This is a genomic window from Bradyrhizobium lablabi (assembly GCF_018129385.1).
In the GTDB taxonomy this organism is placed as follows: domain Bacteria; phylum Pseudomonadota; class Alphaproteobacteria; order Rhizobiales; family Xanthobacteraceae; genus Bradyrhizobium; species Bradyrhizobium lablabi_C.
Genome location: NZ_JAFCLN010000006.1, coordinates 32,668 through 58,340, shown reverse-complemented (window position 1 = coordinate 58,340; position 25,673 = coordinate 32,668). Strand labels below are relative to the sequence as shown.

Genomic DNA, 25,673 nt, shown 5'->3' with positions numbered 1-25,673 from the left:
CGGCCCGCTCAGGACAAGCCTTGTAAAAGCCCGGCGTCAGGCCGGGCTTTTCTTTTGCGCGGTGCGCGAGAGGAGATCCCGCACGCGCATCATCGATCAGGCGATAATGTGCCAGCTATTGGGAATTTGCCCCAGGCTATCGCTGCTGCTGATGTTGTTGTCGTTCATCTGCCATATCGCGGTAACGCCGGCGTTGTTGCGCAGCAGGATGTCGGTCATATGATCGCCGCTGTAGTCGCCGGTCGCTTCGATATGCCAGCTGCTCGGCAGCAGCCCAACATTCTTGCTGGCGAGCAGGTTGCTGTTGTTGAGGTCCCAGAGCTGGACCACGCCCGCATCGTTCTGCCAGAGGATGTCCGCGTAGTGGTCGCCATTGAAATCGCCGGCGCCGACGACTTGCCAGTTGCTGGGCACCACTCCGAGATTGTGGACCGCTTGCACGGTGCCGCCGTTCATGTCCCAGGTCTGGACCGCACCGGCCGAGTTTCGCCACAGGATGTCTGTCTTGCCGTCGGCATTGAAATCTTCGGTAGCGGCGACCTGCCAATTGTTGGGAATGACGCCCAGATTCGAGACGCTGGCCAGGGTGCTGTTGTTGAGATTCCAGAGCTGCACCACGCCGGCATCGTTACGCCAGAGGATGTCGGCGTAATGATCGCCGTTAAAGTCGCCGGTGCCGATGATATGCCAGTTGGCCGGGATTATGCCGAGCGCGTGCGTGGCGAGCAGGCCGTCGTCATCGATGTCCCAGACCTGGAGGGTGCCGTTGGCTTCATTGCGCCAGAGCATGTCCGACATGCCGTCGCCGCTGAAATCGTCGGTGCTGTAGACTTGCCAAGCCGACGGCACCGTGCCGAATGAATCGGCAGACGCCATCGTCCCGCCGTCCATATTCCAGGTCTGGATGGCGCCAGCATCATTGCGCCACAGAATGTCCGATCTGCCGTCGCCGTCGAAATCGTTCGGCGTGGGCTGATTGGCACCGGTCGCCATCGACAAGCGATACGTACCCGCGGAACCGTCGTTATAGGCACCGGCGGCAATGTAGTACACGCCGGCAACAGTGGGGGTAACAACCAGGTGCGGGTTGTATCCGGTACCGGAATCGTCGTCGGAATTGACCTGGTTGCCGGAGCTGTCATAGAGCCTCAAGAGTGGATCATCCAACGTCCCCGAGTGCGAGTTAGCGCCTTGCAGGTCGAACGTATATGAAGTGCCGGCTGCCAGTGTAACGCGGAACCAGTCACGATCGCCCAACGCCTCGAGGTTGCCTGTGACGCCGCCGCCGATGCTGAGCTGGCCGATCGGTGCTGTGGCGTCGGAGAGGCTGTCGGCATAATCGTCCCCCGACACTGATCCATCGTCGTTGGCAATGGTGCCCGCACCCTGACCGTCGGTGATCGTCGCGCCATTGGTGGCGCCCGACAGATTGACGAAGAAGGTTTCATTGGCTTCGACGCCGAGATCCCCGAAGATCGGTATGGAGACCGTCCGGCTGTTGACGCCGGCAGCGAAGCTGAGGGTGCCGGCATCGGCGGCGTAATCGCCGCCTGCGATGGCAGTGCCGTTGGCGGTCGCGTAGCTGACGGCGAACGCCCCGGTGCCGCCGGTGCGTGTAACCGTGAAGGTCGCCATCGACGTGCCGCTGTTGCCTTCGGTGATCATTACGTCATTGATCGAAACCGATCCGGCCACCGATATTGCATCGTCGGTGAAAATCGTGCCGATGCCCTGGCCGTCGGCGATCGTTGCGCCATTGGTGGCGTTCGACAGGTTGACGACGAAGGTTTCGTTATTTTCGACGGCGACGTCCCCGAAGACCGGTATGGAGATCGTCTGGCTGTTGACGCCGGCGGCGAAGTTGAGGGTGCCGGTATCGGCGGAATAATCGGCGCCCGCGATAGCGCTGCCGTTGGCGGTCGCGTAGCTGACGGAGAATGCCCCGGTGCCGCCGGTGCGCGTGACCGTGAAGGTCGCCATCGACGTGCCGCTGTTGCCTTCGGTGATGATGACGTCATTGATCGAAACCGAGCCGGCCGCCGCTGCTGCGTCGTCGTTGGCAATTGTGCCGATGCCCTGGCTGTCGGCGATCGTCGCGCCGTTCGTGGCGTTCGACAGGTTGACGAAGAACGTTTCGTTGCTTTCGACGGCGGCATCTCCGAAGATCGGTATGGAGATCGTCTGACTATTGACGCCCGCGGCGAAGTTGAGCGTGCCGACATCGGCGGCGTAATCGCCGCCGGCGGTGGCGGAGCCGTTGGCGGTCGCGTAACTGACAGAGAATGCCGCGGTGCCGCCGGTGCGCGTGACTGTGAAGGTCGCCATCGGCGTGCCGCTGTTGCCTTCGGTGATCATCACGTCATTGATCGAAACCGAGCCGGCCGCGGCTGCTGCGTCGTCGTTGATAATCGTGCCGATGCCCTGACCATCGGCGATCGTCGCGCCATTGGTGGCGCCCGACAGGTTGACGACGAAGGTTTCGTTGCCTTCGACGCCGACATCGCCGAAGACCGGCACAGAGATCGTCTGACTGTTGACGCCCGCGGCGAAGTTGAGGGTCCCGGAATTGGCGGAGTAGTCGGCGCCCGCAATCGCAGTGCCGTTGGCTGTCGTGTAGTTGACGGAGAATGCCGCGGTGCCGCCGGTGCGCGTGACCGTGAAGGTCGCAATCGAAGTGCCGCTGTTGCCTTCGCTGATGTTTACGTCATTGATCGAAATAGAGCCCGCAGTGCCGCCGGCGCCTACATTGATTTGAACGAGATTGCTGATGTTGTTGTTTTCATTCGCTTCAACGACAAAGTTGCCGTAGTCGGCTACAATTCCGAGATACCAGGTCCCGGAAATGTCATTCGGCAGAGCGATGTTGTAGGAGCCGGTCACAGAGGCGCCGGCCGCCAGCGGCTGTAGAATGTAGCCCGTGCCGACATGGCGGTCGACAACCTCGTTGCTGACGCTGATCAACTGATCCTGCGAAAGATAGATCCGCCACTCCATGGTGTTTGCGGACTGGTTGCCGATATTCGCGACCTGATAATTGATCGTGATGATCTGGCCTGCCGATGCGGAAATCGTGCCGGCGCTGGTGATGGTCGGCCGGTAGTCGCCACCCGAGCCACCGCCACCTCCACCGGTGGGATAGAGATAGTTGACGCCATTTACTTCGTGCGAAGTCAGCGAGGTCAGGTTGTTCGCCAGGGTATTCATCACGGCAGAAGCAACGTCGTAATGGTCCAGGCCGATGGCGTGGCCGATTTCATGCAGGACGACGTTCAGGAAGGGCTTGTTCGCGCTCGTGCCGCCGGGAAGGTCGGAGTATTCGTCTGCCCAATCGATCAGGATGAGCGCCTGGGTGAGCGTGTTGTAGATGTCGTTCGCGGCGGTGAAGGGATGTGTGCCGCTTACGAACGGATATGTCATGCCGAGTGTGTTGTATCCAGGATCGTTCGGAAGATTCTCTCCCCATCCGATTCTGATATCGACGTTCGGCCCATCCTCAACCTGCTGGAAAGTCAGGTTGGTGGCGGCGGCATCCCACATGCTGAACGCCTGGGCAATGAAATTGGCCTCGTTGCTCCCCTCTGGGAAACTGTAGGCGAAATTCACTCCCTGCTGCTGAGCGGGATAGTTTGCGGTCTCGAAACTCCAGGTGATGACGTTGTGCGTCCATCGGTTGCCGCTGACGACAAAGTCGGTACCGATCTGAATCGCATTTACGACCGCATCATCTATAACTCCGGCGTCCGCTGAGGATGCCGAGGCGCTGAGATGGCCGAATTCGGTTGTCGGCAAAGGGGAAGACGTGCTGTCAAGCCGCCGGATCCAGAATGCGTCGAGCAAGGCGTCGTCTGCGAAATAGCCGGCGCCAGAGGTATCCCCATGGAAGGCGCTGCGCATTCTTCCAGAAAAAGCAATCATCAATGCCTCCAAACAAAGTCAATTGGCCTGCCGGCCCAAATGCTGCCCTTGCCAGCTCGGGGATAATTCCCCGAGGACGCACACCGACCAGGAATGCAGACGTAGCCGCCGAACTGGATCGCGCCGGACCCAGGCGCAGCTTTCCCTGCCGTTCGAAACCGTCGTTGTATGAATGAGCCCCAAGCCCATTGCCTAAAATTCCCAGAAAGTAAGAACGATAACAAGCAAGCGAGTCAACGGGATTTTCGGCGGAGTAGCTCAACCTTAAATCAACCCGACGCGGCACGTTCAATCTCTTGTATCGGCGGGGCGCCTCCACGAGGTGGCATTGACCGAGTGCCGCGCAGATGCGCGATAATGCGACTAGGTGAACGTCAATTAGGCGAAGAGGCCCAGATACCAGTGTTCAAAAGCCAGCCCGACCGCTCGGGCGGCTACGTAAGGATGTGCCAATTATCCGGCACTACTCCGAGCGAGTTGGCGTTGAGAATGGTTCCGTTGTCCATCTCCCAGATTTGAGCCGCGCCTGAACTGTCGTTTCGCCAGAGAATGTCGGCCGTGCCATTGCCGGTGAAGTCCACGACATCGGCGATTTGCCAACTGGACGGAATTGTCCCGAGCGATCGGGTACCCTGGATATTGCCGTTATCCATGTTCCAGATCTGAGCCGCACCTGAGTCGTTGCGCCACAAGAGGTCTGATTTGCTGTCGCCATTGAAGTCGCCGATGCCGCCGATCTTCCAGGCGGCAGGGATGACTCCGAGCGATTGGGCGCTCAGGATGTTACCGTCGTCCATGTCCCAGAGCTGGACCACGCCTGAACTGTCGTTGCGCCACAACAGGTCGGTCTTGTGGTCGCCATTGAAGTCGCCGCTGCCGGCGAATTTCCAGACCGCGGGAATGACCCCAAGCGATTGCGCGCTCAGGATGTTGCCGTTGTCCATGTCCCAGATCTGAGCGACACCGGAGCTCTCGTTCTGCCAGAGAACGTCGCTCTTGCCGTCACCATTGAAATCGCCGGTGTCGACGATCTTCCAGACCGCGGGAATCACCCCGAGCGATTGCGCGCTCAGGATGTTGCCGTCGTCCATGTTCCAGATCTGCGCGATACCGGTGCTGTCGTTGCGCCAGAGAATGTCGCTCTTGCCGTCACCGTTGAAATCCCCGGTGCCGGCGACCTTCCAGGCCGAGGGCACCGTTCCCAGGGAATTGGCGCTGAGAATATTGCCGCCGTCCATGCCCCAGATCTGGAGTGTACCGGCGTCATTGCGCCAGAGGATGTCACTCTTGCCGTCACCGTTGAAGTCATGGATCGGGACGGGCGATCCCGTGCTTGGGGCGACAGTCGCACGCAGGTAGTATGTCCCGCCAGCTATGCCACCAATGTCATCATTACGGCCGCTAGCTTCGAGATAATAAGTGCCAGTCACCGTCGGCCGGAAAACCAGCAGCGAGTCGGGATTGACACCGGGATCGATGTCGTTGTTTTCGGTAATGAGGGCACCGGCGGGATCGTAGAGGCGCAAATAAGGATCTGGCAGCGTTCCTAGATCGCTCACCCCGGTCAGTTCAAGATTGTAGTTCACGCCCGCTGTGAGATTAACAGCGAACCAATCGCGGTCGCCTGCTGTTTCCAAGATGCCGCTGCTCAATCCGCCGACAACGGCTCCGCCAAAGTTGCGTGACTTGTCCGCAAAACTATCGGGCATATCGTCGAGATCCGGGAGTCCGGAAATCACATTGAGTCGATATGTTCCTGCGTAGCCATCGTGAAAGGCTGCTGCTGCGAGATAGTATGTGTTGCTGGCGCTGTCCGGGGAAATGAATACGGCCAGTGCATCAAGGCCGCGTGCTAGATTATCCAACTCGTACAACAGGGCTCCTGCGCCATTGTAGACGTAGAGATATGGGTCGACCAAAGTCCCCTGCCCAGAATCTACGCCTTGCAGTTCGACCGTTGTAATCTGGCTGGGACCTACCGTAAGCCGGAACCAGTCGCGGTCGCCCGCGTTCTCAAGATTGCCTGTGGCGGTGCCGCCAAAGCTGACTTGCCCGAACGGTGCCGTCAGGTCCGCGAAGCTATCAGCATAATCATCCGGCAACGGATTGCTGACGTCGTCATTGACGATAGTGCCGCGCCCCTGCCCATCGGTAATCGTGGCGCCGGCGGTGGCGCCCGACAGGTTCACGAAAAATGCTTCGTTGCTCTCGAGATTCGGATCGCCATTGATCGTGACCGAAATGGCTTTGGAGTTCTCTCCATCGCCGAAGTTGAGCGTGCCCGACGTCGCGACATAGTCGCTGCCCGCGTTGGCGGAGGCGTCGGCGGTAGCAAAGTTGGCTGAGAACGCCGATTCGCCGCCGGTGCGGGTGACCGTGAAGGTCGCAATCCGCGCGCCGCTATCGCCTTCCGTGATGGTGACATCGTCGATCGAGACCGAGCCCGGGCCGTTATCGTCGTTGAGGATGGTGCCGACGCCTTGGCTGTCGGTAATGACGGTGTTGTTGGTCGCTCCCGACAGGTTGACGAAGAACGATTCGTTGTTCTCGATCAATACGTCGCTGTTGACGACAACCGTTATGGTCTGCGAGTCGACGCCTGCCGCGAAGTTGAGCGTGCCTGACATTGCGGCATAGTCGCTGCCGCCCACCGCCGTGTTGTTGGCGGTCGCATAATTCACGGAGAAGGCAGTGGTGCCGCCGGCGCGGGTCACCGTGAAGGTCGCGAGCTGGATGCCGTTGTTGCCTTCAACGATCGTCACGTCGCTGATGGAAATCGAGCCCGGGCCGATATCGTCATTGAAGATGGTGCCGACGCCCTGGCTATCGGCGATAGCCGCGCCGTTGGTGGCTCCGTAAAGATTGATGAAAAAATTCTCTGTGGCTTCGGCCGTCACGTCGCCGTTGATGATGACGGAGATCGTCTGGCTGTTGACACCGGCGCCGAATGTCAGCGTGCCCATTTTGCTGACATAGTCGGATCCCGCCAATGCCGTCCCGTCGCCCGTCGCGTAGTTGACGGCGAACGCCGCGCTGCCGCCGGTGCGCGTGACGGTGAAGGTCGCGACCTGCGTGCCGCTGTTGCCTTCGGAAATCGAAACGTCGTTGATCGAGACCAGGCCGGCGCCCGTTCCGCCGGGAAACGCATAGGGATCGGCCGCATTCAGATTGACCGTGTAGCCGAGGTCGGCGAGCGAGGCGATGGTGAGCCGGCTGAGCGGCATCACGGTGCCGGGCCCTGTCGCAGGCGTCATCAATTCGTTCTGGAAAAGGCTCTCGGACCAGTGCGACCCCGAGCTGCCGCCGACGTTGCCCGGCTGCACCGGCACCGATGTCGCCGAAAGGTTGCCGCTCATGGCCCTGTATTCGGCCAATGCATTGGCGCCGAGGAATCCGTAGTAGCTGGCGTCGCCGATCAGCAGGCCCCTGGCCGACCAGATCGTGCCGATACCCAGCACATGGCCCATCTCGTGCATGATGACTTCGTCGAGGATGCCCTGACTCACCATGAAGGAGAGGTCGTAGCTGTCGAACCTCATGATGCCGTGGATCGGCAGATAGGACGGCAAGCGCACATAGTCAGGCCCGGCCTGACCGAGAATGTTGCGGCCGTTGCTTCCTGCTCCATCGATGAAGCCCACCTCGGCGTCGATCAGGATATCGTCGACCGCCCTCCCGTCGCTGAACACCGAGTCCGGAATGTCGGCGGTGATGATTTGCGACCATCGCGCCGCCGCGGCCTGAAAATACGAGGCATAGGCGGGATCGCCGGTGTAGTTGATGACGATGTCGAACTGGCCGTTCGCGGCGGCAGGCTCCCCATCGAATGCAACACCGTTGTTGCTGAGGGCGTTGTTGACGATCTGCCCGCTTGCCGATGTGACGACGACAGTCGACGGCCCTTCGTCAGCATATTCGAGGCTCACGCCATCGAACTGTATGCCCGCAACAGGGATGCTGCCGCTGATGTCAGTGGCGGAGCCTTGGGTAGACAGGCGTGCGGCCTGAAGCGCGCTGGTATCGAGCGCAAGGCTTTCATTGAAGCTCTCGGCCCAGTCGAGAGGTTTTCTGCCTATTGTCGTCCAAGCTGCCATTTCATTCCCTCACGACGCAGTCGCTAAGTGAACAATTTTGAACTTGATCGGCGCTGATAAAACATTCGGGTCGGCCACGCGACAACGATCGTCATGTGGTTTGGCCATGCGTGTCAGCTAGGTGAGAATGTGCCAGTTGTCCGGCACCACGCCGAGCGACTGGGCGCTGGTTATCGCTCCGTCGTTCATCTCCCAGATCTGGGTGGTGCCGTTGCTGTCGTTGCGCCAGAGAATGTCGGCCTTGCTGTCGCCGTTGAAGTCTGCAACGTCGGCGATTTGCCAGTTGGAAGGGATTGTCCCGAGCGAGCGGGTGATTCCGATCGTGCCGTTGTCCATGTTCCAGAGCTGCGTTACACCGGAGTCGTTCCGCCACAACAGGTCGGTCTTGCCGTCGCCATCGAAGTCGCCGGTGCCGGCGATCTTCCAGGCCGCCGGAATGACTCCCAGCGACTGCGCGCTTAGGATATTGCCGTTATCCATGTCCCAGAGCTGCACCACGCCGGAGCTGTCGTTGCGCCACAAGAGGTCTGTCTTGTGGTCGCCATTGAAGTCGCCCGTGCTGGCGAACTTCCAGACTGCGGGTATGACGCCGAGCGACTGTGCGCTCAGGATCTCGCCATTGTCCATGTCCCAGATCTGGGCCACGCCGGAGCTGTCGTTGCGCCAGAGGATGTCGCTTGTCCCATCGCCGTTGAAATCGCCGGTGTCGAGGATCTTCCATTCCGCGGGGATCGCCACGAACGAATGGGTGCCCGCAACATTGGCGTTGTCCATGTCCCAGATCTGAGCGACACCGATGCTGTCGTTGCGCCAGAGAATGTCGCTCTTGCCATCGCCGTTGAAATCGCCGGTGCCTGCGACCTTCCAGGCCGAGGGGACGGTTCCCAGCGAGGTGGCGCCGAGAAGATTGCCGCCGTCCATATTCCAGGTCTGGAGGGTACCGGCGTCATTGCGCCAGAGGATGTCACTGTTGCCATCGCCGTTGAAGTCGCTCGCTGCCCGGCTGACTTCGTCGCTTACGATGGTGCCTATGCCCTGGCTGTCGCTGATATAGGCGCCGTTCGTTGCATCAAAAATGTTGACGAAAAAGTGCTCATTCGGCTCGATCTTGAGATCGCCTTCGACGATGAAAGAGACCGTCATTGAATTGACGTTGGCATCGAAGTGCAGCATGCCGGAAAACCCGGAATAGTCGTCGTCCGCCACCGTGGCAGTGCCGTCCGCCGAAGCGTACCGGATATAGAATTCTGCCGTGCCGCCGGATCGAGTGATGGTGAAGGTGATCAAGGTGTTTGAGTCACTTTCAGTGACTGTCACGTCGTCGATTGAAACGGAAGCCGCGGCATTTACGTAAGCAATCGATAGCGGAGACACGCCGCCGCCCGTGGCAGCGATTACCGCGTCGTATCCGGCGCCTGTAAATTGAGTGCCGTCGGCATTGAATTGATTTAGTTGCCACGAGACAGGTTGGTGGTCCAGCAGGCGTTGGAGGTTGAAGTACTGGCCTACGATGTTGCTGGGGGCGCCTGCAAGAGACGTGAAGAGACCCGGAATGGCAAAGTCATAGCTGCCGGTGACACTATATGCTTCGTCGGCCGTGACCGGTGTGCTCGGGCTTGCCAGCCCATGTCCATCTATGTTGCCGGGAGTGTGCGGGTCGGAATCGTGAAACGCCCATGAGTATTGGGAATACTGCGCAAAATTGACGCCGTCCGGCCCTTCCGGATTGTAGCTGTTGCCGGGGATGTCAGCATACGGATCCAGCGCAACGATGGTGTTGACGCCGCCCGGGATCAATTCGGCGATCTCGCCCGCGATGGAGCTGCCAAAGTCATGGCCGATCTCGTTCAGGTTCGCGCCCGAGAAGCCGGCATCGCTCAACGCTGCTGCCGCCCAGCTGGCAACGAGAGGGATGCGCGTCTCAGCCTCGCCCGGATTGACATGCAATGCGCCCGTGTCGGCGGCGGTCTGCCAATCCAGAACCAGAATCTGGTCTGTGGGCCGTTGAGCTTGTATGGCGCTCACCATGTCCGCAAATCGATCCGGATTGCTGTTCCAGCCGTGGATGATCAGCCATGTAGGGCGCGACGGGTCGATCGTTGTTCCGTCTGTGCTGTTGATTGAAACCGCAAACTGGCTACCGCCGTCCACAATCGTTCCGTTCAAGGCCGTTGCCATGCTCTACTTTCTGTTCTGAGGTCAGCGTGTTTGGTGCAGCCGGACGCATCCGATCTGCGGAGCAGCGGGCTGCTCACCGATATCTGGTTCGTCATGGAGGCCGCGCGCGTCGCGCAGAACTCTCGAAAATACCTGCAATACTAATTGTCCCAACCTAGCCCCGCAATTTCAGGAAGAAAGGATGGGAATGGCCGGGGAAAGTCAACGCTTCTGAGTTCGCGTTTACCGATTTTCGGGCGCGTGTTGCAATCTAACATCGTGCATGGCGCCAAGCTCCGATTGGCGTCCAGCGCGCGCTTGTGGCAGCATCCCGGGTTCGGAAACGAGTGCGGTCAACCGCACCATTTGATCTGCGGGTAATCCGGGAGGAAAACATGCGTTCGTTCACCTACAGTGCTGCCGTCAGCATTGTTGCTATCGCAACATTCTCCGCTACCGCCTCCGCCGCCGAAATGCGCGGCGTCACCGCTACCGAAATCAAAATCGGCCAGACCATGCCCTATAGCGGGCCGGTCTCGGCGTTCGGCGCGCTTGGCAAGGGCGAGGTCGGATACTTCAAGATGGTCAACGAGCGCGGCGGCATCAACGGCCGCAAGGTCAATCTGATCTCGCTCGACGACAGCTATGCGCCGCCGAAGACGGTGGAGCAGACGCGGCGGCTGGTGGAGAGCGACGAGGTCGCGCTGATCTTCTCCTCGATCGGTACCGCGCACAACACGGCGATCGCAAAATATCTGCAAAGCAAGAACATCCCGCAGCTTTTCCTCGCCTCCGGCGCTTCGAAATTCGCCGACATCACGCAATATCCGCAGGCGACCGTCGGCGTGCAGGCGCCGTTCCGCTACGAAGCCCGGCTCTATGCGCGCCATGCGCTGGCGAAGAATCCCAATGCAAAGTTTGCCGTGATCTCGCAGAACGACGATTTCGGCCGCGACTATCTGCTGGGGCTCAAGGATGTGCTCGGCGAGAAATACGATTCCGTCGTTACCAGCGCGACCTACGAGATTCAGGAGCCGACCATCGATTCCCAGATCGTCAAGTTGAAGGCCTCAGGCGCCGACGTGTTCGTGATCGCGGCGACGCCGAAATTCGCGGCGCAGGCGATCCGCAAATCGTTCGAGATCGGCTGGCGGCCGATGACGTTCCTGTCCAACGTCGCGGTGTGGATTTCCACGGTGATGGAGCCCGCGGGCGTCGAGGCCGGCACCGGCATTCTCTCCACCGCTTACGTGAAGGATCCGGACGATCCGGCCTGGGCGAACGATGCCGGCGTCAAGGGCTGGCGGGAATTCATGAAGAAATACGTGCCCGAGGGCGACCTGCACGACACCAATTACGTCAACGCCTACAACAGCGCGATGGCGCTGGAGGCCGTGCTGAAAGCCTGCGGCGATGACCTGTCGACCGAGAACATTCTCAAGCAGGCCTATTCGATCAAGGATCTGGAATTGCCGATGCTGCTGCCCGGCATCAAGGTCAACACGTCGGCCACCGATCACGTGCCGGTCGACCAGATGCAGTTCATGCGCTTCAACGGCAAGACCTGGGAGCGCTTTGGCGAATTGCTGACGGGGAATTGACGCACAAAGTTCCGCCCGCGCGCAAACCCTTAACAATTCTTCAAGACGGTCCGGCCTATTGCTGGGTTGTACGCGCATCTCTTGCTGCGCAGAGGACCCTGCATGGCCACGTCCCACGCCGCGGCGACCGCCGATCGAAAGTACAGCGTCATTCCACCGGCGCTGTTCAACGCCTGCTTTGCGCTGCTGGTGATCAATCTCTCGTATTTCCCGGTCGCCTATGTCCAGGGCATGTGGATCTGGGAGGCGAGCGGGCTCGGCATCCCCACCGACTTCGTCAATGTATGGGCGGCAGGAAAGCTGGTGCTCGATGGCCATCCGGCGCTGGCCTATGACTGGGATATCCAGAAGCAGGTCGAGCTCGCGCTGCTGGGCCAGGATTTCCCGGGCTATTTCGCCTGGCACTATCCGCCGCCGTTCCTGTTCATCGCCGCGCTGCTGGCGATGCTGCCTTATGCGGCCGCCTTCATCGGCTGGATGGTGGCGAGCATCATTCCCTATGTCTTCGTCATGCGCGGCATCATCGGCCGTCCGTTCGGCTGGATGTTCGCGCTCGCGTTCCCAATGGTGTTCAACAACACCCTCGTCGGACAGAACGGCTTTCTCACCGCAGCGCTGATCGGCGGCACGCTCTATCTGCTGCCGGTGCGTCCGATCCTCGCCGGCGTGTGCCTCGGCTTCCTCACCTACAAGCCGCAATATGGCCTGCTGTTTCCGCTCGTGCTGATCGCGGCCGCGCAGTGGCGCGCCTTCATCTCGGCGGGTGTTACGACGGTGGTCCTCGCTGCCATGTCGTGGCTCGCCTTCGGCACCGAAAGCTGGCAGGCATTTTTCCACTGGCTGCCGACCTTCTCGCAGGCCTTCCTCACCGAGGGCAAGGCCACCTGGTGGAAGCTGCAAAGCATCTTCTCGCTCGTGCGCTACTTCGGCGGAAGCGAATCGCTCGCCTGGGGATTCCAGTGGGTGTTGACCGCCGCGGTCGGCACCGTGCTGGTGTTGATGTGGCGCAGCCGCGTGCCCTACACGCTGAAAGCCGCCGCGCTCGCGGTCGGCACGCTGCTGACCACGCCCTACCTCTTCATGTACGACATGATGGTGCTGGCAATCCCCGTCGCCTTCCTCGTGCGGATCGGACTCAGGAACGGCTTTCTTGCCTACGAAATGCCGGCCTTCGCCTGCGCGCTGGTCCTGTTCCTGACATTCACCTTCACCGGCTACCCGGTTGGGTTCCTCATCAACCTGATCGTCGCCGGCCTCATCCTGCGCCGGGCGGGTTCCTGGTGGCGGCGGGAGCCGGTGCCGGCACTGGCGCCTGCGGGAGCCTGAACGCCCGCGCAGGCCTGCTAAATCGTCATGCCCTCATCACAAATCCGTCTTGCCACGAGGCCTGAATAGTTGTTCAGTTCTTGATGGCGATTGGCGCTCAATCGCTCAAAATCAAAGGGCGCGGGCTGGATCGGCCCAGGCGCCACGGGGGACGGGAAACGCGCCATGGTCTATCGGCGGACCCATCAGGTGGTAAAGCGGCTGGCCGCGCGGCGGAGCGCCATTCTGGCGGCGGCACGCGATACGGCAGCGGAAGGCGGCATGGCGGCGGTGCAGATCGCCCCGGTCGCGGTTCGTGCCAATGTCGCGGCCGGCACGGTCTATCGCTACTTCCCCTCCAAGGCCGATCTGATTTCCGAATTGATCGCCGACGTCTCGCGCGATGAACTCGCCGCAATCCGCCGCGCCGCGGATGCCGCGCCGGGGCCGTCCTCGGCACTGGCCGCGGCGGTGACGACGGTCGCGGTGCATGTGCTGTCGCAGCGAAAACTCGCCTGGGGCATTTTGGCCGAACCCGTCGATGTCGACGTCAACGCCTCCAGGATTGCGAGCCGGCGCGAGATCGCCAGCGAAATCGCAACCCGTATCGATGCCGCGGTGCGCGCCGGCCATCTGCCGGCGCAGGACACCGCGCTCGCCGCCACCGCGCTGTTGGGGGCGCTGCATGAATCCCTCGTCGGTCCGCTCGCGCCTGAAAATATCGAAGACCCCGCAAAGCTGCGCGATGCGGTGCAGACCGTCACGCTGCTGGCGCTCCGCGCCGTCGGCGTGATGGACGCCCGCGCGCGCGGTCTTGTCGTGCAGGCTGCGCTGCCGGCGAAGGCGCTGGTCGGGGCTTAGTTCGCCGCTCTCAATAGACCAAACCGCTCGGGCGCGCCCCGGAACGACGGCGTAAGAGCGCCGTCACTTCTCCGCAGTGCCATCAGGCCCGACATTGGCGATGCGCACCATGTTGGTGGTGCCGGGCGTACCGAGCGGCACACCCGCGACGATGATCACGCGCTGGCCGGCCCGCGCAAATCCGTCGCGGAACGCGATCGAGCCGGCGCGGTCGACCATGTCGTCCTGATCGCGCGCATCCTCGGCGACGACGCAATGTACGCCCCAGACCGCGGCGAGCTTGCGTCCGGTCGCGATGTTCGGCGTGATCGCGACCACCGGGGGCTTTGGCCGCTCGCGCGCAACGCGGATCGCGGTCGAACCGGAATCAGTCCAGCAGATGATGGCGGAGAGTTCGAGCGTTTCGGCGATCTGCCGCGCGGCATCCGCAATGGCGTCGCCGACGGTAGGCTCGGGCTCCATGCGCTGCGCTGACAGCACGGTGCGATAGGTCGGATCACGCTCCACTTCCTCGCCGATGCGGTTCATGGTGGAGACGGCTTCGACCGGGAATTTTCCGGCCGCCGATTCCGCTGACAGCATGATGGCGTCGGCGCCTTCATAGACGGCGGTCGCGACGTCGGACACTTCGGCGCGCGTCGGCACCGGTGCCTGGATCATCGATTCCAGCATTTGCGTCGCGATCACCACCGGCTTGCCGGCACGGCGCGCCATCCGCGTCATCTGCTTCTGCAAGGAAGGCACCCGCTCCAGCGGCAGCTCGACGCCGAGATCGCCGCGCGCCACCATCAGCGCATCGGAGGCGTCGATGATCTCGGCGAGCCGATCGATCGCCTGCGGCTTCTCGATCTTGGCCATCACGGCGGCGCGGCCGCGGATCATCTTCTTGGCCTCGTGCACGTCTTCGGCGCGCTGCACGAAGGAGAGCGCGATCCAGTCGACGCCGGTCACCAGCGCGGCCTCGAGATCGGCGCGGTCCTTTGGCGTCATGGCGGAGACGGGCAAATCGGTATCCGGCAGGCTGACGCCCTTGCGGTCCGACATCTTGCCGCCGATCACCACGCGCGTCACGGCGTGGTCGGGTGACGTTTCTTCCGCGATCAGGCGCACCTTGCCGTCATCGAGCAGCAGCGCATGGCCGGGGCGCAGCGCTGCGAGGATTTCCGGATGCGGAAGATGGACGCGGCTGTTGTCGCCGGGCGTCTTGTCGGAATCGAGCACAAAGCTCTGGCCGTTGTTGAGCTGGGTTGCGCCATCCTTGAACGCGCCCAGCCGCAGCTTCGGCCCTTGCAGATCGACCAGGATGCCGATCGGCCGGCCGTAGCTCGATTCGACATTGCGGATGGTCGCCACCATCTCGCGCATCTTGTCATGCGGCGTGTGGCTCATGTTGATGCGGAAGACGTCGGCGCCCGCCTCGAACAGGCGTCGGATCATGGCGCTGTCGGAAGAGGCAGGGCCAAGGGTCGCCAATATCTTGATACGGCGCAGACGCCTCATTGTTTCGTCCCGGGCGCCGGTGGCAGACCCGACGCCGGAGGCGTTGCGCCCTGTGGATTGGGCAGGCCCGGCAGGTTTGGCCCGCCTGGACCGACCGTTCCGGGAATCCCCGGTACGCGCTGTGACGGCTGTTCGTTCGCTTCGGTCAATTGGACGGTCCATGCGCGCTGCTCGCCGGTATCGACCTCGAAAAACCCGGTGCGGTCAAAGCCGCGCGCCAGGCAGTTCTCGGTCCCCTTGATGGTGAATTCCTTGTCGCGCGAGCACATAAAAGCCTGTCCTGACCATTCACCGCCGCGGTCATAATCCAGCGCGTAGATGTAGTAGAACCGTGCGACAAGCGTACCGCGCAGCAGCGTCTCACAGCTTCGCGACGATACGTTCCACCACCCCTCTGTGGTCCAGCCGTCGGCATCCTTGTAGCCAAGGGCGATACCGACCCGGCTCGACGTGTTGTTGCAGAGACGAAAGTCGGCAGCCGCCGAACCGTTCCACAGGAACCCGGCCACGAGCGCCAGCACGGGCAGAAGCTTGGCGAAGGTGCGCGAGGAGAGGGGGATGAAATCTGTTGCGGTCATGCAGCGAAGCTATATCAAATCATTGACGATTTCGCGTGGCCGGGCAGGAACTGTCAACGCCCCGGGGACGCCTTTCCCACGCTGCGGGAAACGGGCTCCGCCCGGCATTGTCCAGTTTTGGCTGCGGATATGGCAAAATCTGTGACAATTCCTAGCTCAATAGCACCTGAAACGGACCGGAAAAGCGGCGAGGACAGCCATGGCGATCGACGACAAGACCCAGACCGAGCTTGAAGCTGCCGTATTCCGGCGCCTGGTCGCGCATCTGCGTGAACGGACCGACGTCCAGAACATCGATCTGATGAATCTGGCTGGCTTCTGCCGCAACTGCCTGTCCAACTGGATGAAAGAAGAGGCCGACGCCAAGGGCCTCGGACTGTCCAAAGACGAGACCCGCGAGGCGGTCTACGGCATGCCCTACGAGGCCTGGAAGGCGAAATATCAGGGCGCCGCCACGCCCGAGCAGCTCGATAAGATGAAGAAAGTCCATCCGCACGGGCACTGATTCGCTCATTTCGTCATGGCCGGGCACAAGCCCCGCATGACCAATTCCGTTGAGAGAATCGTGCCCGCGCACCTTCCTGTGGGCGCGCTGTGGATGAGCGCGATGTTTCCTTGACGGAAGGGACTGCAAACTTGAGGGTCGAATTGAACACGCGGTGTGCGGCAACGCATGCCGCGTAACCGTCTCACCCATCAGTTCCCGTCAGGAGTACACGATGGACACCTCTGCCGCCGTCCAGGAAGAAGCGCCCGCAACGCGATTTGCCAAAGACCAGCTCAAGTCCATCATCGAGCGCATCGAGCGGCTGGAAGAAGAGAAGAAGACCATCTCGGACGACATCCGCGACGTCTATGCCGAAGGCAAAGGCAACGGCTTCGACGTCAAGGCGCTGCGGCAGATCGTGCGGCTGCGCAAGCAGGATCCCAACGAGCGCGCCGAGGCCGAGACGATTCTCGAGACCTATATGCAGGCGCTGGGGATGCTGTGAGGTCCCGGCGCGGAGGCCTGCCCGACCTCTGGAAGCTTTGGTAAAATCACCCGATCTGCTAAACTGTTCGGTGAAGGAACCGAACAAATGGACGTGCCCGGACCAGAGCGCAGGCTCGCGGCGGTCCTCGCGGCCGATATGGTCGGCTTTAGTCGGCTGATGGAAGCCGACGAAACGGGTACACTTGCGCGTCTGAAGACCCATCGGATCGAACTGATTGATCCGGCCATTGCCAAGAATCGCGGCCGTATCATAAAGACCACGGGCGATGGCATGCTGGTCGAGTTTCACAGCATTGTCGACGCGGTATTGTGCGCCACCGAGGTCCAGCACCGCATGATGCGGCGTAACTCTGACGTCTCGCCGGCGCGGTGGATACAATTTCGTATCGGCATCAATCTGGGTGACGTGATAGTTGAGGGAGACGACATCTTTGGCGATGGCGTCAACGTCGCGGCGCGCCTGGAAACGCTGGCCGAACCGGGCGGTATTTGCGTTTCAAGCGCGGTACGCGACCAGCTAGGCGAACGACTCGACGGTGTCGAATTCGAGGATATCGGCGAGCAGATCGTCAAGAACATCGCCCGGCCGATCCGCGTATTTCGGGTTCGGCTGCAGCAGGACGCAAGGAGCCCGCCGGACAAGATGGCAGACACGGTGGCGCAGATCGGCCGGAAGCCGTCGATCGCCGTGCTGCCGCTCGTCAATATGAGCGGCGATCAGGAGCAGGAGTTCTTTGCGGATGGCCTCACGGAGGACGTCATTACCGAACTATCGCGTTTTCACGACCTGTTGGTGATCTCACGTAATTCGAGCTTCGTGTACAAGGGCAAGGCGGTGAAAGTGCAGGAGGTCGCGCGCGAGCTCGGTGTCGACTACCTTCTCGAGGGCAGCGTGCGGAAGGTGGGTGACCGCATTCGCGTCACCGTGCAGTTGATCGACGCGGAGTCTGACCGGCACATCTGGGCCGAACGCTATGACCGCAAGCTGGAAGATGTCTTTGCCATCCAGGACGAGATCACCTGCGCCATTGTCGCGACAATGGCCGGGCGGGTCGAGGCAGCGACGCACGATCGCGCCAAGCGCAAACCCACCGACAACATGGCTGCCTACGAGTGCGTGCTGGCTGCCAAGGTGCTGCATCACCGCTCGGCGCGTGAGGACAATGCGCAAGCACTGCGGCTGCTCGATCGCGCCCTCGCGCTCGACCCGAACTATGCGCACGCTCATGCTTGGAAAGGATGCGTGCTGGGTCAGACCTGGGTTTATAACTGGTGCGAAGATCGCGATGCCACCTTTCAGCAAGTGGCTGCGGAGCTGGAGACCGCGCTGGCGCTTGACGACAACGACAGCGACGTGCACCGGATCCTCGCCGCGGTGAACCTCAATCGCGAAGATCACGACAAGGCCGCCTACCATCAGGAGCGGGCGCTGGCGCTCAACCCCAATTACGACCTCATCGTGGTGCAGCAGGGCGAGCTACTGACCTGGCTGGGGCTGCCGGAGGAAGGCATCGACTGGATCAAGAAGGCGATGCGCCTCAATCCCTATCATCCGGAGCGCTTCTGGAATCACCTCGGACGAGCCTGTTACTGTGCCGAGAAATATGCCGAGGCTGCGGAGGCATTCTCGCGGATTACGCGGCCGGATCACACTCATCATGCCTTCCTCGCTGCGACGTTCGCGCAGATGGGCAGCGCGGTCGCCGCCGCCGCGCACGCGGCAGAGGTCGTCAAACGCGAACCAGGCTTCACGGTTGCGACCTACCTCGCTACCCAGCACTATAAGCGCGAAATCGATCGCCGACGCCACGAGGCGGGCTTGCTCAAGGCAGGTTTGCCGGCCTGACCGGCTGGGCTACACCAGCGAAGGGAAGGCAGCGCGGGCCTACCGCAGCGACGCGGTGCGCATCACAAAGGATTGCGTCTCGAGCCGTGCGGTGGCCGATCCGGTGAAGCGGTCGGTGACCATGCCGAGCATCGGATCCTCGGAGAAGGTCATCGCGACGATCGCCAGCGGCTTGACGAAATAGGAACGCATCAAGGTCATGTCGGCGTCGCCCATCACGGTGACGGACATCGACGTGCTTGCGCTCGGCGCCAGCATCATCACGCGCATCCAGATGTCGCTGCCCTTGCCTGCGGCGAGCCGGGTCGAGGTGGCGATGACGCTGGTCTCGCCCTGCGCGCCCTTGCCGACGACGGTGGTGACGTCGTTGACGGCCATCGAATTGCGCGAGGCGGCGGTGGGGCGGGCACTGCGCGGGATCGGCGCCGAAGCGGTCACGACGTTGGCGCGCTCCGGGGCGGGCGCTGCGGCCGGGGCGTAGGCCATCGCCTTGTTGAAGCTTTCGCTGACGCTGGCGGTTGCTTGCGGATCGGCGGCATTGACGGCCCTGCGGGCATTGATGGCCGCGATCTGGGCGGGCGTTGCCTGCTGCGGCGTTGCCGGAATGTTATCCCAGAAGCCGCGGGCATTGATGATGTCGGCGGGCGTTTCCAGCTTGGGCTCGCTCTGGGCGACCGGCGCGGCTGCCTGCTTCGCCTTCGGCGCCTGCACGATCTCGGCGTTGGCGGAGGCCAGTTGCAGGGTCGCTGCGGGTTTTGCGCGCGGCACCGGGACCGGCTCGGCGGATTTGGTGGCGGCGACCTGGGTCGTGCGGACCGGCTTCTCGTTCACGACGGGAGCGGCGCTCTCTTCATCCTCGTCAGCGGATTTGCTCTTGAACAGCGCGGCCAGGAAGTTCGACGGCCTGCTGATCGTGCTGCCGCTGTCGCCGTCGCCGCGCCGTTCGATGTCGGCCCTGGCGAGCTCATAACCCTTCATCGGACCGCTGGTGGACAGATGCACGGTGCGGCCGTCCGGGAATACCTTGACGAGTTGGTCGGGCGTCATGCGCGGCCAGTGGCGGACGCTGCCGGTGTCGAGATGGACGAAAGGCGAGCCTGAGGTCGGATAGAAACCGACGCCCCCGCGCTGAAGGCGCAGACCGGCGGCGCGAATGTCCGCGAGCGCCACGCCGGGAATGTAGAAGTCCATCGCATGTCCCAGCATATGCTGGCTGTGGCGGGCCACGCCGGAGGAGCGGCGGCGGAGCATGGCGTTGGTGGCGGGGGAGCGGTAGGAGGAGATGATGTTGATCGGCTGCTTGCCGTCGACGTCGCGGTAGACTTCCCAGAGGATGTCGAACAGGCGACGATCCATCGTGGTCTGTTCCTGGCTGCGCCAGTCGCGCAGGAAGTGATTGAGCTGTTTCAGCGCGTCTTCGTCGTAGCGGCCGTCGCGCTTGAAGGTGACGGTAAGGTCTTCGCCGGAATGGGTATGATGGAAGGAGAGGGTGCGGGTCTCGTTGCGGGCGGTGGCGTCCTGGACCGATCCGGCTCCCGCAAGGAGCAATAGCGAGGCAAGTCCGGCACAATAGCCAGCTTTCGCCGAACGCAGCGGTTTCGATTGGCGCGCGAAGTCAGCCAGCACTACAAGCCCACCCAAAGGACGACCGATCTTGACCTCTCTCGAAACCCGGCGTGGCTGAACAGCAACGCTTCGCAACGAAAGAGAGTGAACGTCTTCTTAATGCGAGATGGTTAACCAAAGATTTACCATCCCGCCCCCAAGTCGGCTTTAACCTAACCCGCCGAGTGTGGCGAAAAAGTGCCCGCGTTTTCAACGCAGGTGCGGGATGGTTAACGCTAACGTACTTGCGTTTTCAATTATATGTTTGTTTTTACTTTAGATTTTGTTGATGGCGCTGCGTCGGTCGTATCGTATTAGTCCCGATATCCCCGTCCGCCTGCGCTTTCGTCGCCAGCTCCGAATCAACCCGCTAGGCCCTTCAAGAAAAAAGCCGCGACGCAATCGTCGCGGCTTTGTTTGTTTTGGCCTCACCGCCGATCAGCGGGTGATCACGCGGCGTTGCGGCTGCTGTTGGGCCTGACCGCGCCGGCCGATCGGGGCAGGCGGCGTCGGCGGTCCGAACAGTCGCTCGAAGAAGGATGGGCCCGAAGAGAAGCCGTCATTGTAGGCGACGCTCGAGGGCAATGCCGATGCGGGCGGCCGCGTATAGTTCGGCTGCGACGCCCGCGCCATCACGTTCTCCAGGTCCCTGCCGCTCTTCATCAGTGCGATCATGGCGGCGTCGCGGCCGTAGATATCCTTGCGGAACTGGAGCTTGCCGGCGTCATCCACGAACGCGGTCTGGTAGGTGATGTTGACCGGGATCGGGGTCGGGAATTTCAGGTCGATCTCGCTGCGACCATACATGGCGCGGATCTTCTCCGGCGTGTAGCTGGCATTCGGCATCGTGATGTTGAGCAGCGTCGCGGCGTATACATCCGGGTTCTGCACGCGCATGCAACCATGGCTGTAGGCGCGCACTTCGTGAGCGAACAGGTTCTTGTCCGGCGTGTCATGCTGATAGACTAGGAACTTGTTCGGGAAGTTGAAGCGGATGCGGCCGAGCGCATTGGCTTCGCCGGGGGGCTGCGAGATGTGGATGCTGCCATCACGGTTACGCTCCAGCCGCAGGCCCATGCGTTGCAGCACGGTCGGGTCCTGCTGGAGCGCCGGCAGATACTCATTGTAGATGATCGACGGCGGCACGTTCCAGGTCGGGTTGACCGTGATGAACTTCATCGTTTCGGTCAGCAGCGGCGTGGCGTGGTTGCCCGGCTTGCCGGTCACGACGCGCGTGGTCCAGACCTGCGCGCCGCCCTGCATCACCTTCAGCGTGAAATCAGGAATGTTGAGGATCACGTAGGCGTCGTTGAGCGGGGCCGCGCCAAGCTGGCGCGGCAACCAGCGCCAGCGCTCCATATTGGCCAGCACGACGTCGATCTGCCTGTCGCGCTTCGGGGCGTTGATCGCCCTGACCGTCTTGTCGTCGAGCACGCCGGTCGGCTTGAGGTCGGCGCTTTCCTGGAATTTGCGCACCGCCGCGGCGACCTTCTCGTCGTATTTGGTGTCATCAGGATTTTCGGCGACGTGAAGTTTGGCGCGGAGCTGCGGCACGCGCGGGTCTTCCGGCGTGACGGCCGGCTGCTTCTTGGTGGCGGGCTTGAACGCGAGCGCCGGACCTTCGGCGATCGTGACGACCGGCCCGTCGCCCTGGCCGCGCAACTCGGCGAGCTTGGCCTTCAATTGCTTGTAGAGCTTGTGCGGCGGGTTGTAGCTGTCGAGCGCGGCGGACGCATCCTTCGCACTGCTGACATTGGCGAGCACCTCGGCCGGATCGGTCGGATGCTCGGGATAGAGGATATCGGCGGAAACCTGCGACCAGTGTATCCGCCCGCTCTGCGCCTGGCGCGCATAGTCGAGCATGCTGGAGATCAGCTTCAGTTCGGCCTCCGCCAGCGCGTCAGGCGTGCTGGCAGCGGCGAAATCCGGCACCGGATAGTCGGAAACGTTCAAGCCTTCCGAGGACGCATCCTTCAGCCGCGAAATGACGCCCTTGGCGCCGGCGGTCACGCTGCCCGCCGCGGTCCACACCGGTGCATAGTCACGGGCGGAATAGAATTTTTCGACGGCCTGCCGTTCGCCCTTGCGGTCGAAATAGCGCAGGTTCTTTGCGGCCAGCAGTTCGCGCAGCTTGTCGGCGACAGGCTGGTCGGCTGGCGGAACGGTGCTCACCTTCACCGGCTCGCTCGCTGGCGCGGCGGCGGTCGCAGGTGCCGGTGTGGCGGGCGCGGTAGCTGTCGAAGCCGGAGGCGCAACGGCAGGGGCCGTCGCGGTGTCGCTCTTCGGAGCTTCGGCCGGCATCGATGGAGCCGCAGGCGCGGTCGCTACGGTCTCGGCCGGTTTTGTCTCAGCCGGCTTTGAATCCGTGTTCGCCGTGGCGCGCGGCAGCTCGATCTGCTTGGGCGCCACCGAAGCGGTGGCATCCAGCGTGAAGTCGGCGGCGGTCGGCGGCGGAACGTTGGCCGGCTGCGGGACCGGGATCGCGGCTTCGATGGCAAGTTCAGCGGCGCTGGCGCGCGGCTGGCTGGACTGGGCCAGCGCCGAGGTCGCGGACACCGTCAGGAATGTCGCCGCGACGGCGACCAATACGCGGTCAAACCCAGCACGGTCCTTCGAACAGTCACGCATCGTCACACCCCCTTGGGCGAAACTGTCCCGGCAGCGAGACAGCTCGAATATCGTTTGCCACAGCTTGCGCGGAACGCGCCCGCCTTGTCCTTTACGTCGGTACGCCTGCACGCAACGAGTCGAACGCAGACGATACATATGCCCCTGTCGCGCAGCCAGCGCGGCAGAAGGGCGCTCACGACAAACTGACCTCAAACGACCCCTTAATCATTCGGATTGCGAGGTTTTGCCACGCTGACTGTCGTTTGTCTGTCACCGCCAAGCCACGGTCCGAAGGTTCCGGACGGCACTTATCCCTTGGTTTTTCTGGCATATGCCATTGCCGCGCCACAATCGCGCGAGCGCCTCAGGATGCGTCGTTGCCGGTCTCGTCGGCCGCTGCTTCGTCGAGCTTGCGGTAGAGTGTCGAGCGGCCGATTTTGAGGCGGCGCGCGACCTCGGACATCTGGCCCCGATAATGCGAGATCGCAAAGCGGATGATCTCGTTCTCCATCTCTTCCAGCGGCCGCACCTCGCCGGTGCCGGTCAGCATTGAAAGACTGCCCGCGGCGGACAGCGGCGCGATGGGTATTTCATTACCTGAAACCATGGCGGGCGCCGTCGTGGGGGCCACGACCAGAGGCTCGGCCGGCTGGGTGGCGCTCGCGGCGTGCGGATGCGCGCTTTGCGGGAAGTCGGCAAGGCCGAGCTGATCGCCCTCGCTCATGACGACGGCGCGGTACACCGCGTTCTCGAGCTGGCGGATGTTGCCGGGCCATTCGAGTTGCGACAGATGCGTCATCGCCTCGCCTGATATCGAGGTGATCGCGCGGTTCTCCTCGGCGGCAAAGCGCGCCAGGAAATGCCGCAGCAGATGCGGGATGTCCTCCCGCCGCATCCGCAAGGGCGGGATGGTCAGCGGCAGCACGTGCAGGCGGTAGAACAAATCCTCGCGGAACTGGCCGTTCTTCACGAGGTCGATCAGTTTGCGGTTGGTAGCCGAGATGATGCGGACATCGACCTTCACGGGCTTGCGCCCGCCGACCGCTTCCACGGTGCCTTCCTGGAGCGCGCGCAGCAGTTTGACTTGCGCGGCCAGCGGCAGTTCGCCGACCTCGTCGAGGAACAGTGTGCCGCCGGTCGCTTCCACGAACTTGCCCATGTGGCGTTCGGTGGCGCCGGTGAACGCGCCCTTCTCATGGCCGAACAGGATCGATTCCACGAGATTGTCGGGGATCGCGCCGCAATTGACCGCGACGAACGGCTTTGACTTGCGCTCGCCGCTGCCATGGATGGCGCGCGCGAACAATTCCTTGCCGACGCCGGATTCGCCTTCGATCAGCACCGGAATGGTGGAGGCGGCCGCCTTCTGCGCGGTGCGCAACACGCCGTTCATCGCTTCGCTGCGGGTGATGATGTCCGAAAAAGTCAGCCTGCCTTCGCGGCTGTGGCGGATGCGCTGCAATTCGCCCTTCAGCGCCGAGGTGGTCAGCGCATTGCGCAGCGACACCTGCAACCGCTCGAAGCCGACCGGCTTCACCACGAAGTCCTGCGCGCCCGCGCGCATCGCCGACACGACATTGTCGATGCCGCCATGGGCCGTCTGCACGATCACGGGAATGTTGAGGCCGGCTTCGCGGATTTTGGCCAGCACGCCCATGCCGTCGAGGCCGGGCATCACGAGGTCGAGCACCAGCGCATCGATGGCGGCGTCGGGGGCGGTCAGCATGGCGATCGCGGCATCGCCGGAATCGGTCACGAGCGCCTCGTAACCGCATTTCTGCACCATGTTCTCGACCAGGCGACGCTGCACGGCGTCATCGTCGGCAATCAAGATGGTGGCAGCCATGGCACTCCCCGCACAGTCGCAAACTTTGTCCCGAATCGGGGCACTGTGGCGGATGCCGATTAATGCACTCTTAAACCTTGACGTCTCGCCACACCTCCAGTGCGCCGCGATAGCACATGTCGAGAGCCACATACAGGATGATCAGGAGGCCGACGTAAGCGACCCAGCGATGCTTTTCCAGAATGCGTGCGATGAAATTGGCCGCAAACCCCATCAGTGCGATCGAAAGTGCGAGGCCGAAGATCAGGACCGTCGGGTGCTCGCGCGCCGCGCCCGCAACGGCGAGGACGTTGTCGAGCGACATGGATACGTCCGCGAGCGTGATCTGCCAGATCGCCTGACCCAGCGTCTTTTGGGGCGGCATGGTATCGGCCGTGGTCACGCGTGCCGCCGAGAGATCCTGAAATTTCGGCTGGTGCGCATGCTGGGTTCGCAGCTCGCGCCACATCTTCCAGCACACCCACAGCAGCAGAACACCGCCGGCCAGCAGCAGGCCAATGATCTGTAGCAGCTGCACCGTGACGCTGGCGAAGCCGATGCGCAGCGCGGTGGCGGCCAATATGCCCGCGATGATCGCCTTCTTTCGCTGGTCTTCGGGAAGCCCGGCGGCGGCAAGGCCGATAACGATCGCGTTATCGCCGGCGAGCACCAGGTCGATCATCACGACCTGGAAAAGTGCTGTCAGGGCTTCGGAGGAGATCATCTCCAGCATTCGGGCCACTCCGTTTTAAGGTCCAATCCGACATCGCAGCTCGTTTGAA

Annotated in this window: 15 protein-coding genes; 6 read left to right on the top strand and 9 right to left on the bottom strand. The window is 62.3% G+C overall.

The features are described 5' to 3' along the window. Positions 1-96 precede the first annotated feature (96 nt). From JQ628_RS14245 to JQ628_RS14235, 3 genes are all read right to left on the bottom strand, one after another. Positions 97-3,915: a Calx-beta domain-containing protein gene (locus JQ628_RS14245; protein ID WP_212223218.1), complete on the bottom strand. Its 3,819-nt coding sequence runs from the start codon at positions 3,913-3,915 to the stop codon at positions 97-99. Positions 3,916-4,349: 434 nt separating this feature from the next. Continuing rightward, positions 4,350-8,009 carry a Calx-beta domain-containing protein gene (locus JQ628_RS14240; protein WP_212223217.1) on the bottom strand — a complete coding sequence of 1,220 codons (3,660 nt, stop codon included), beginning with the start codon at positions 8,007-8,009 and terminating at the stop codon, positions 4,350-4,352. 117 nt (positions 8,010-8,126) lie between these two features. Further along, positions 8,127-10,187 (bottom strand): FG-GAP-like repeat-containing protein, encoded by a 2,061-nt coding sequence (locus JQ628_RS14235; protein ID WP_212223216.1) that lies wholly within the window; start codon positions 10,185-10,187, stop codon positions 8,127-8,129. Positions 10,188-10,561: 374 nt separating this feature from the next. Here JQ628_RS14235 and JQ628_RS14230 point away from each other — a divergent pair, with 374 nt between their 5' ends. The 3 genes from JQ628_RS14230 (at position 10,562) to JQ628_RS14220 (ending at position 13,933) form a co-directional block, all read left to right on the top strand. Next, a complete protein-coding gene (locus tag JQ628_RS14230) occupies positions 10,562-11,767 on the top strand; it encodes an ABC transporter substrate-binding protein (RefSeq protein ID WP_212223215.1) in 1,206 nt (401 codons plus the stop codon). Positions 11,768-11,869: 102 nt separating this feature from the next. Then, complete coding sequence (locus JQ628_RS14225; protein WP_212223214.1) at positions 11,870-13,093, top strand: glycosyltransferase family 87 protein; 1,224 nt, start codon at positions 11,870-11,872, stop codon at positions 13,091-13,093. Positions 13,094-13,258: 165 nt separating this feature from the next. After that, complete coding sequence (locus tag JQ628_RS14220; RefSeq protein ID WP_212223213.1) at positions 13,259-13,933, top strand: TetR/AcrR family transcriptional regulator; 675 nt, start codon at positions 13,259-13,261, stop codon at positions 13,931-13,933. A 63-nt stretch (positions 13,934-13,996) separates the two neighbouring features. Here the strand turns inward: JQ628_RS14220 and pyk are convergent, their stop codons facing one another. Both pyk and JQ628_RS14210 read right to left on the bottom strand, forming a co-directional pair. After that, a complete protein-coding gene (gene pyk / locus JQ628_RS14215) occupies positions 13,997-15,433 on the bottom strand; it encodes a pyruvate kinase (RefSeq protein ID WP_212223212.1) in 1,437 nt (478 codons plus the stop codon). Further along, a complete protein-coding gene (locus JQ628_RS14210; protein ID WP_212223211.1) occupies positions 15,430-16,011 on the bottom strand; it encodes a DUF1036 domain-containing protein in 582 nt (193 codons plus the stop codon). Before JQ628_RS14210 ends, pyk begins: the two co-directional genes overlap by 4 nt. Positions 16,012-16,210: 199 nt before the next feature. Here JQ628_RS14210 and JQ628_RS14205 point away from each other — a divergent pair, with 199 nt between their 5' ends. The 3 genes from JQ628_RS14205 to JQ628_RS14195 all read left to right on the top strand — a co-directional run bounded on the left by JQ628_RS14205 (position 16,211) and on the right by JQ628_RS14195 (position 18,851). Beyond that, positions 16,211-16,516 (top strand): DUF1244 domain-containing protein, encoded by a 306-nt coding sequence (locus JQ628_RS14205; protein WP_212223210.1) that lies wholly within the window; start codon positions 16,211-16,213, stop codon positions 16,514-16,516. Between the two features lie 214 nt (positions 16,517-16,730). Then, positions 16,731-17,003 carry a DUF2312 domain-containing protein gene (locus JQ628_RS14200; RefSeq protein WP_212223209.1) on the top strand — a complete coding sequence of 91 codons (273 nt, stop codon included), beginning with the start codon at positions 16,731-16,733 and terminating at the stop codon, positions 17,001-17,003. A gap of 87 nt (positions 17,004-17,090) precedes the next feature. Further along, positions 17,091-18,851 carry an adenylate/guanylate cyclase domain-containing protein gene (locus JQ628_RS14195; protein WP_212223208.1) on the top strand — a complete coding sequence of 587 codons (1,761 nt, stop codon included), beginning with the start codon at positions 17,091-17,093 and terminating at the stop codon, positions 18,849-18,851. 39 nt (positions 18,852-18,890) lie between these two features. On the opposite strand, the gene JQ628_RS14190 is transcribed toward JQ628_RS14195, so the two are convergent. The 4 genes from JQ628_RS14190 to JQ628_RS14175 form a co-directional block, all read right to left on the bottom strand. Then, the gene (locus JQ628_RS14190) at positions 18,891-20,477 is read right to left on the bottom strand and encodes a DUF882 domain-containing protein (protein WP_212223207.1); all 1,587 of its coding nucleotides are present in this window, start codon (positions 20,475-20,477) and stop codon (positions 18,891-18,893) included. Positions 20,478-20,894: 417 nt separating this feature from the next. Next, a complete protein-coding gene (locus JQ628_RS14185) occupies positions 20,895-23,084 on the bottom strand; it encodes a L,D-transpeptidase family protein (RefSeq protein WP_212223206.1) in 2,190 nt (729 codons plus the stop codon). A gap of 346 nt (positions 23,085-23,430) precedes the next feature. Then, positions 23,431-24,912 (bottom strand): sigma-54-dependent transcriptional regulator, encoded by a 1,482-nt coding sequence (locus tag JQ628_RS14180; protein WP_212223205.1) that lies wholly within the window; start codon positions 24,910-24,912, stop codon positions 23,431-23,433. Positions 24,913-24,982: 70 nt separating this feature from the next. Next, positions 24,983-25,624 carry a TerC family protein gene (locus tag JQ628_RS14175; protein WP_212223204.1) on the bottom strand — a complete coding sequence of 214 codons (642 nt, stop codon included), beginning with the start codon at positions 25,622-25,624 and terminating at the stop codon, positions 24,983-24,985. Positions 25,625-25,673 lie beyond the last annotated feature (49 nt).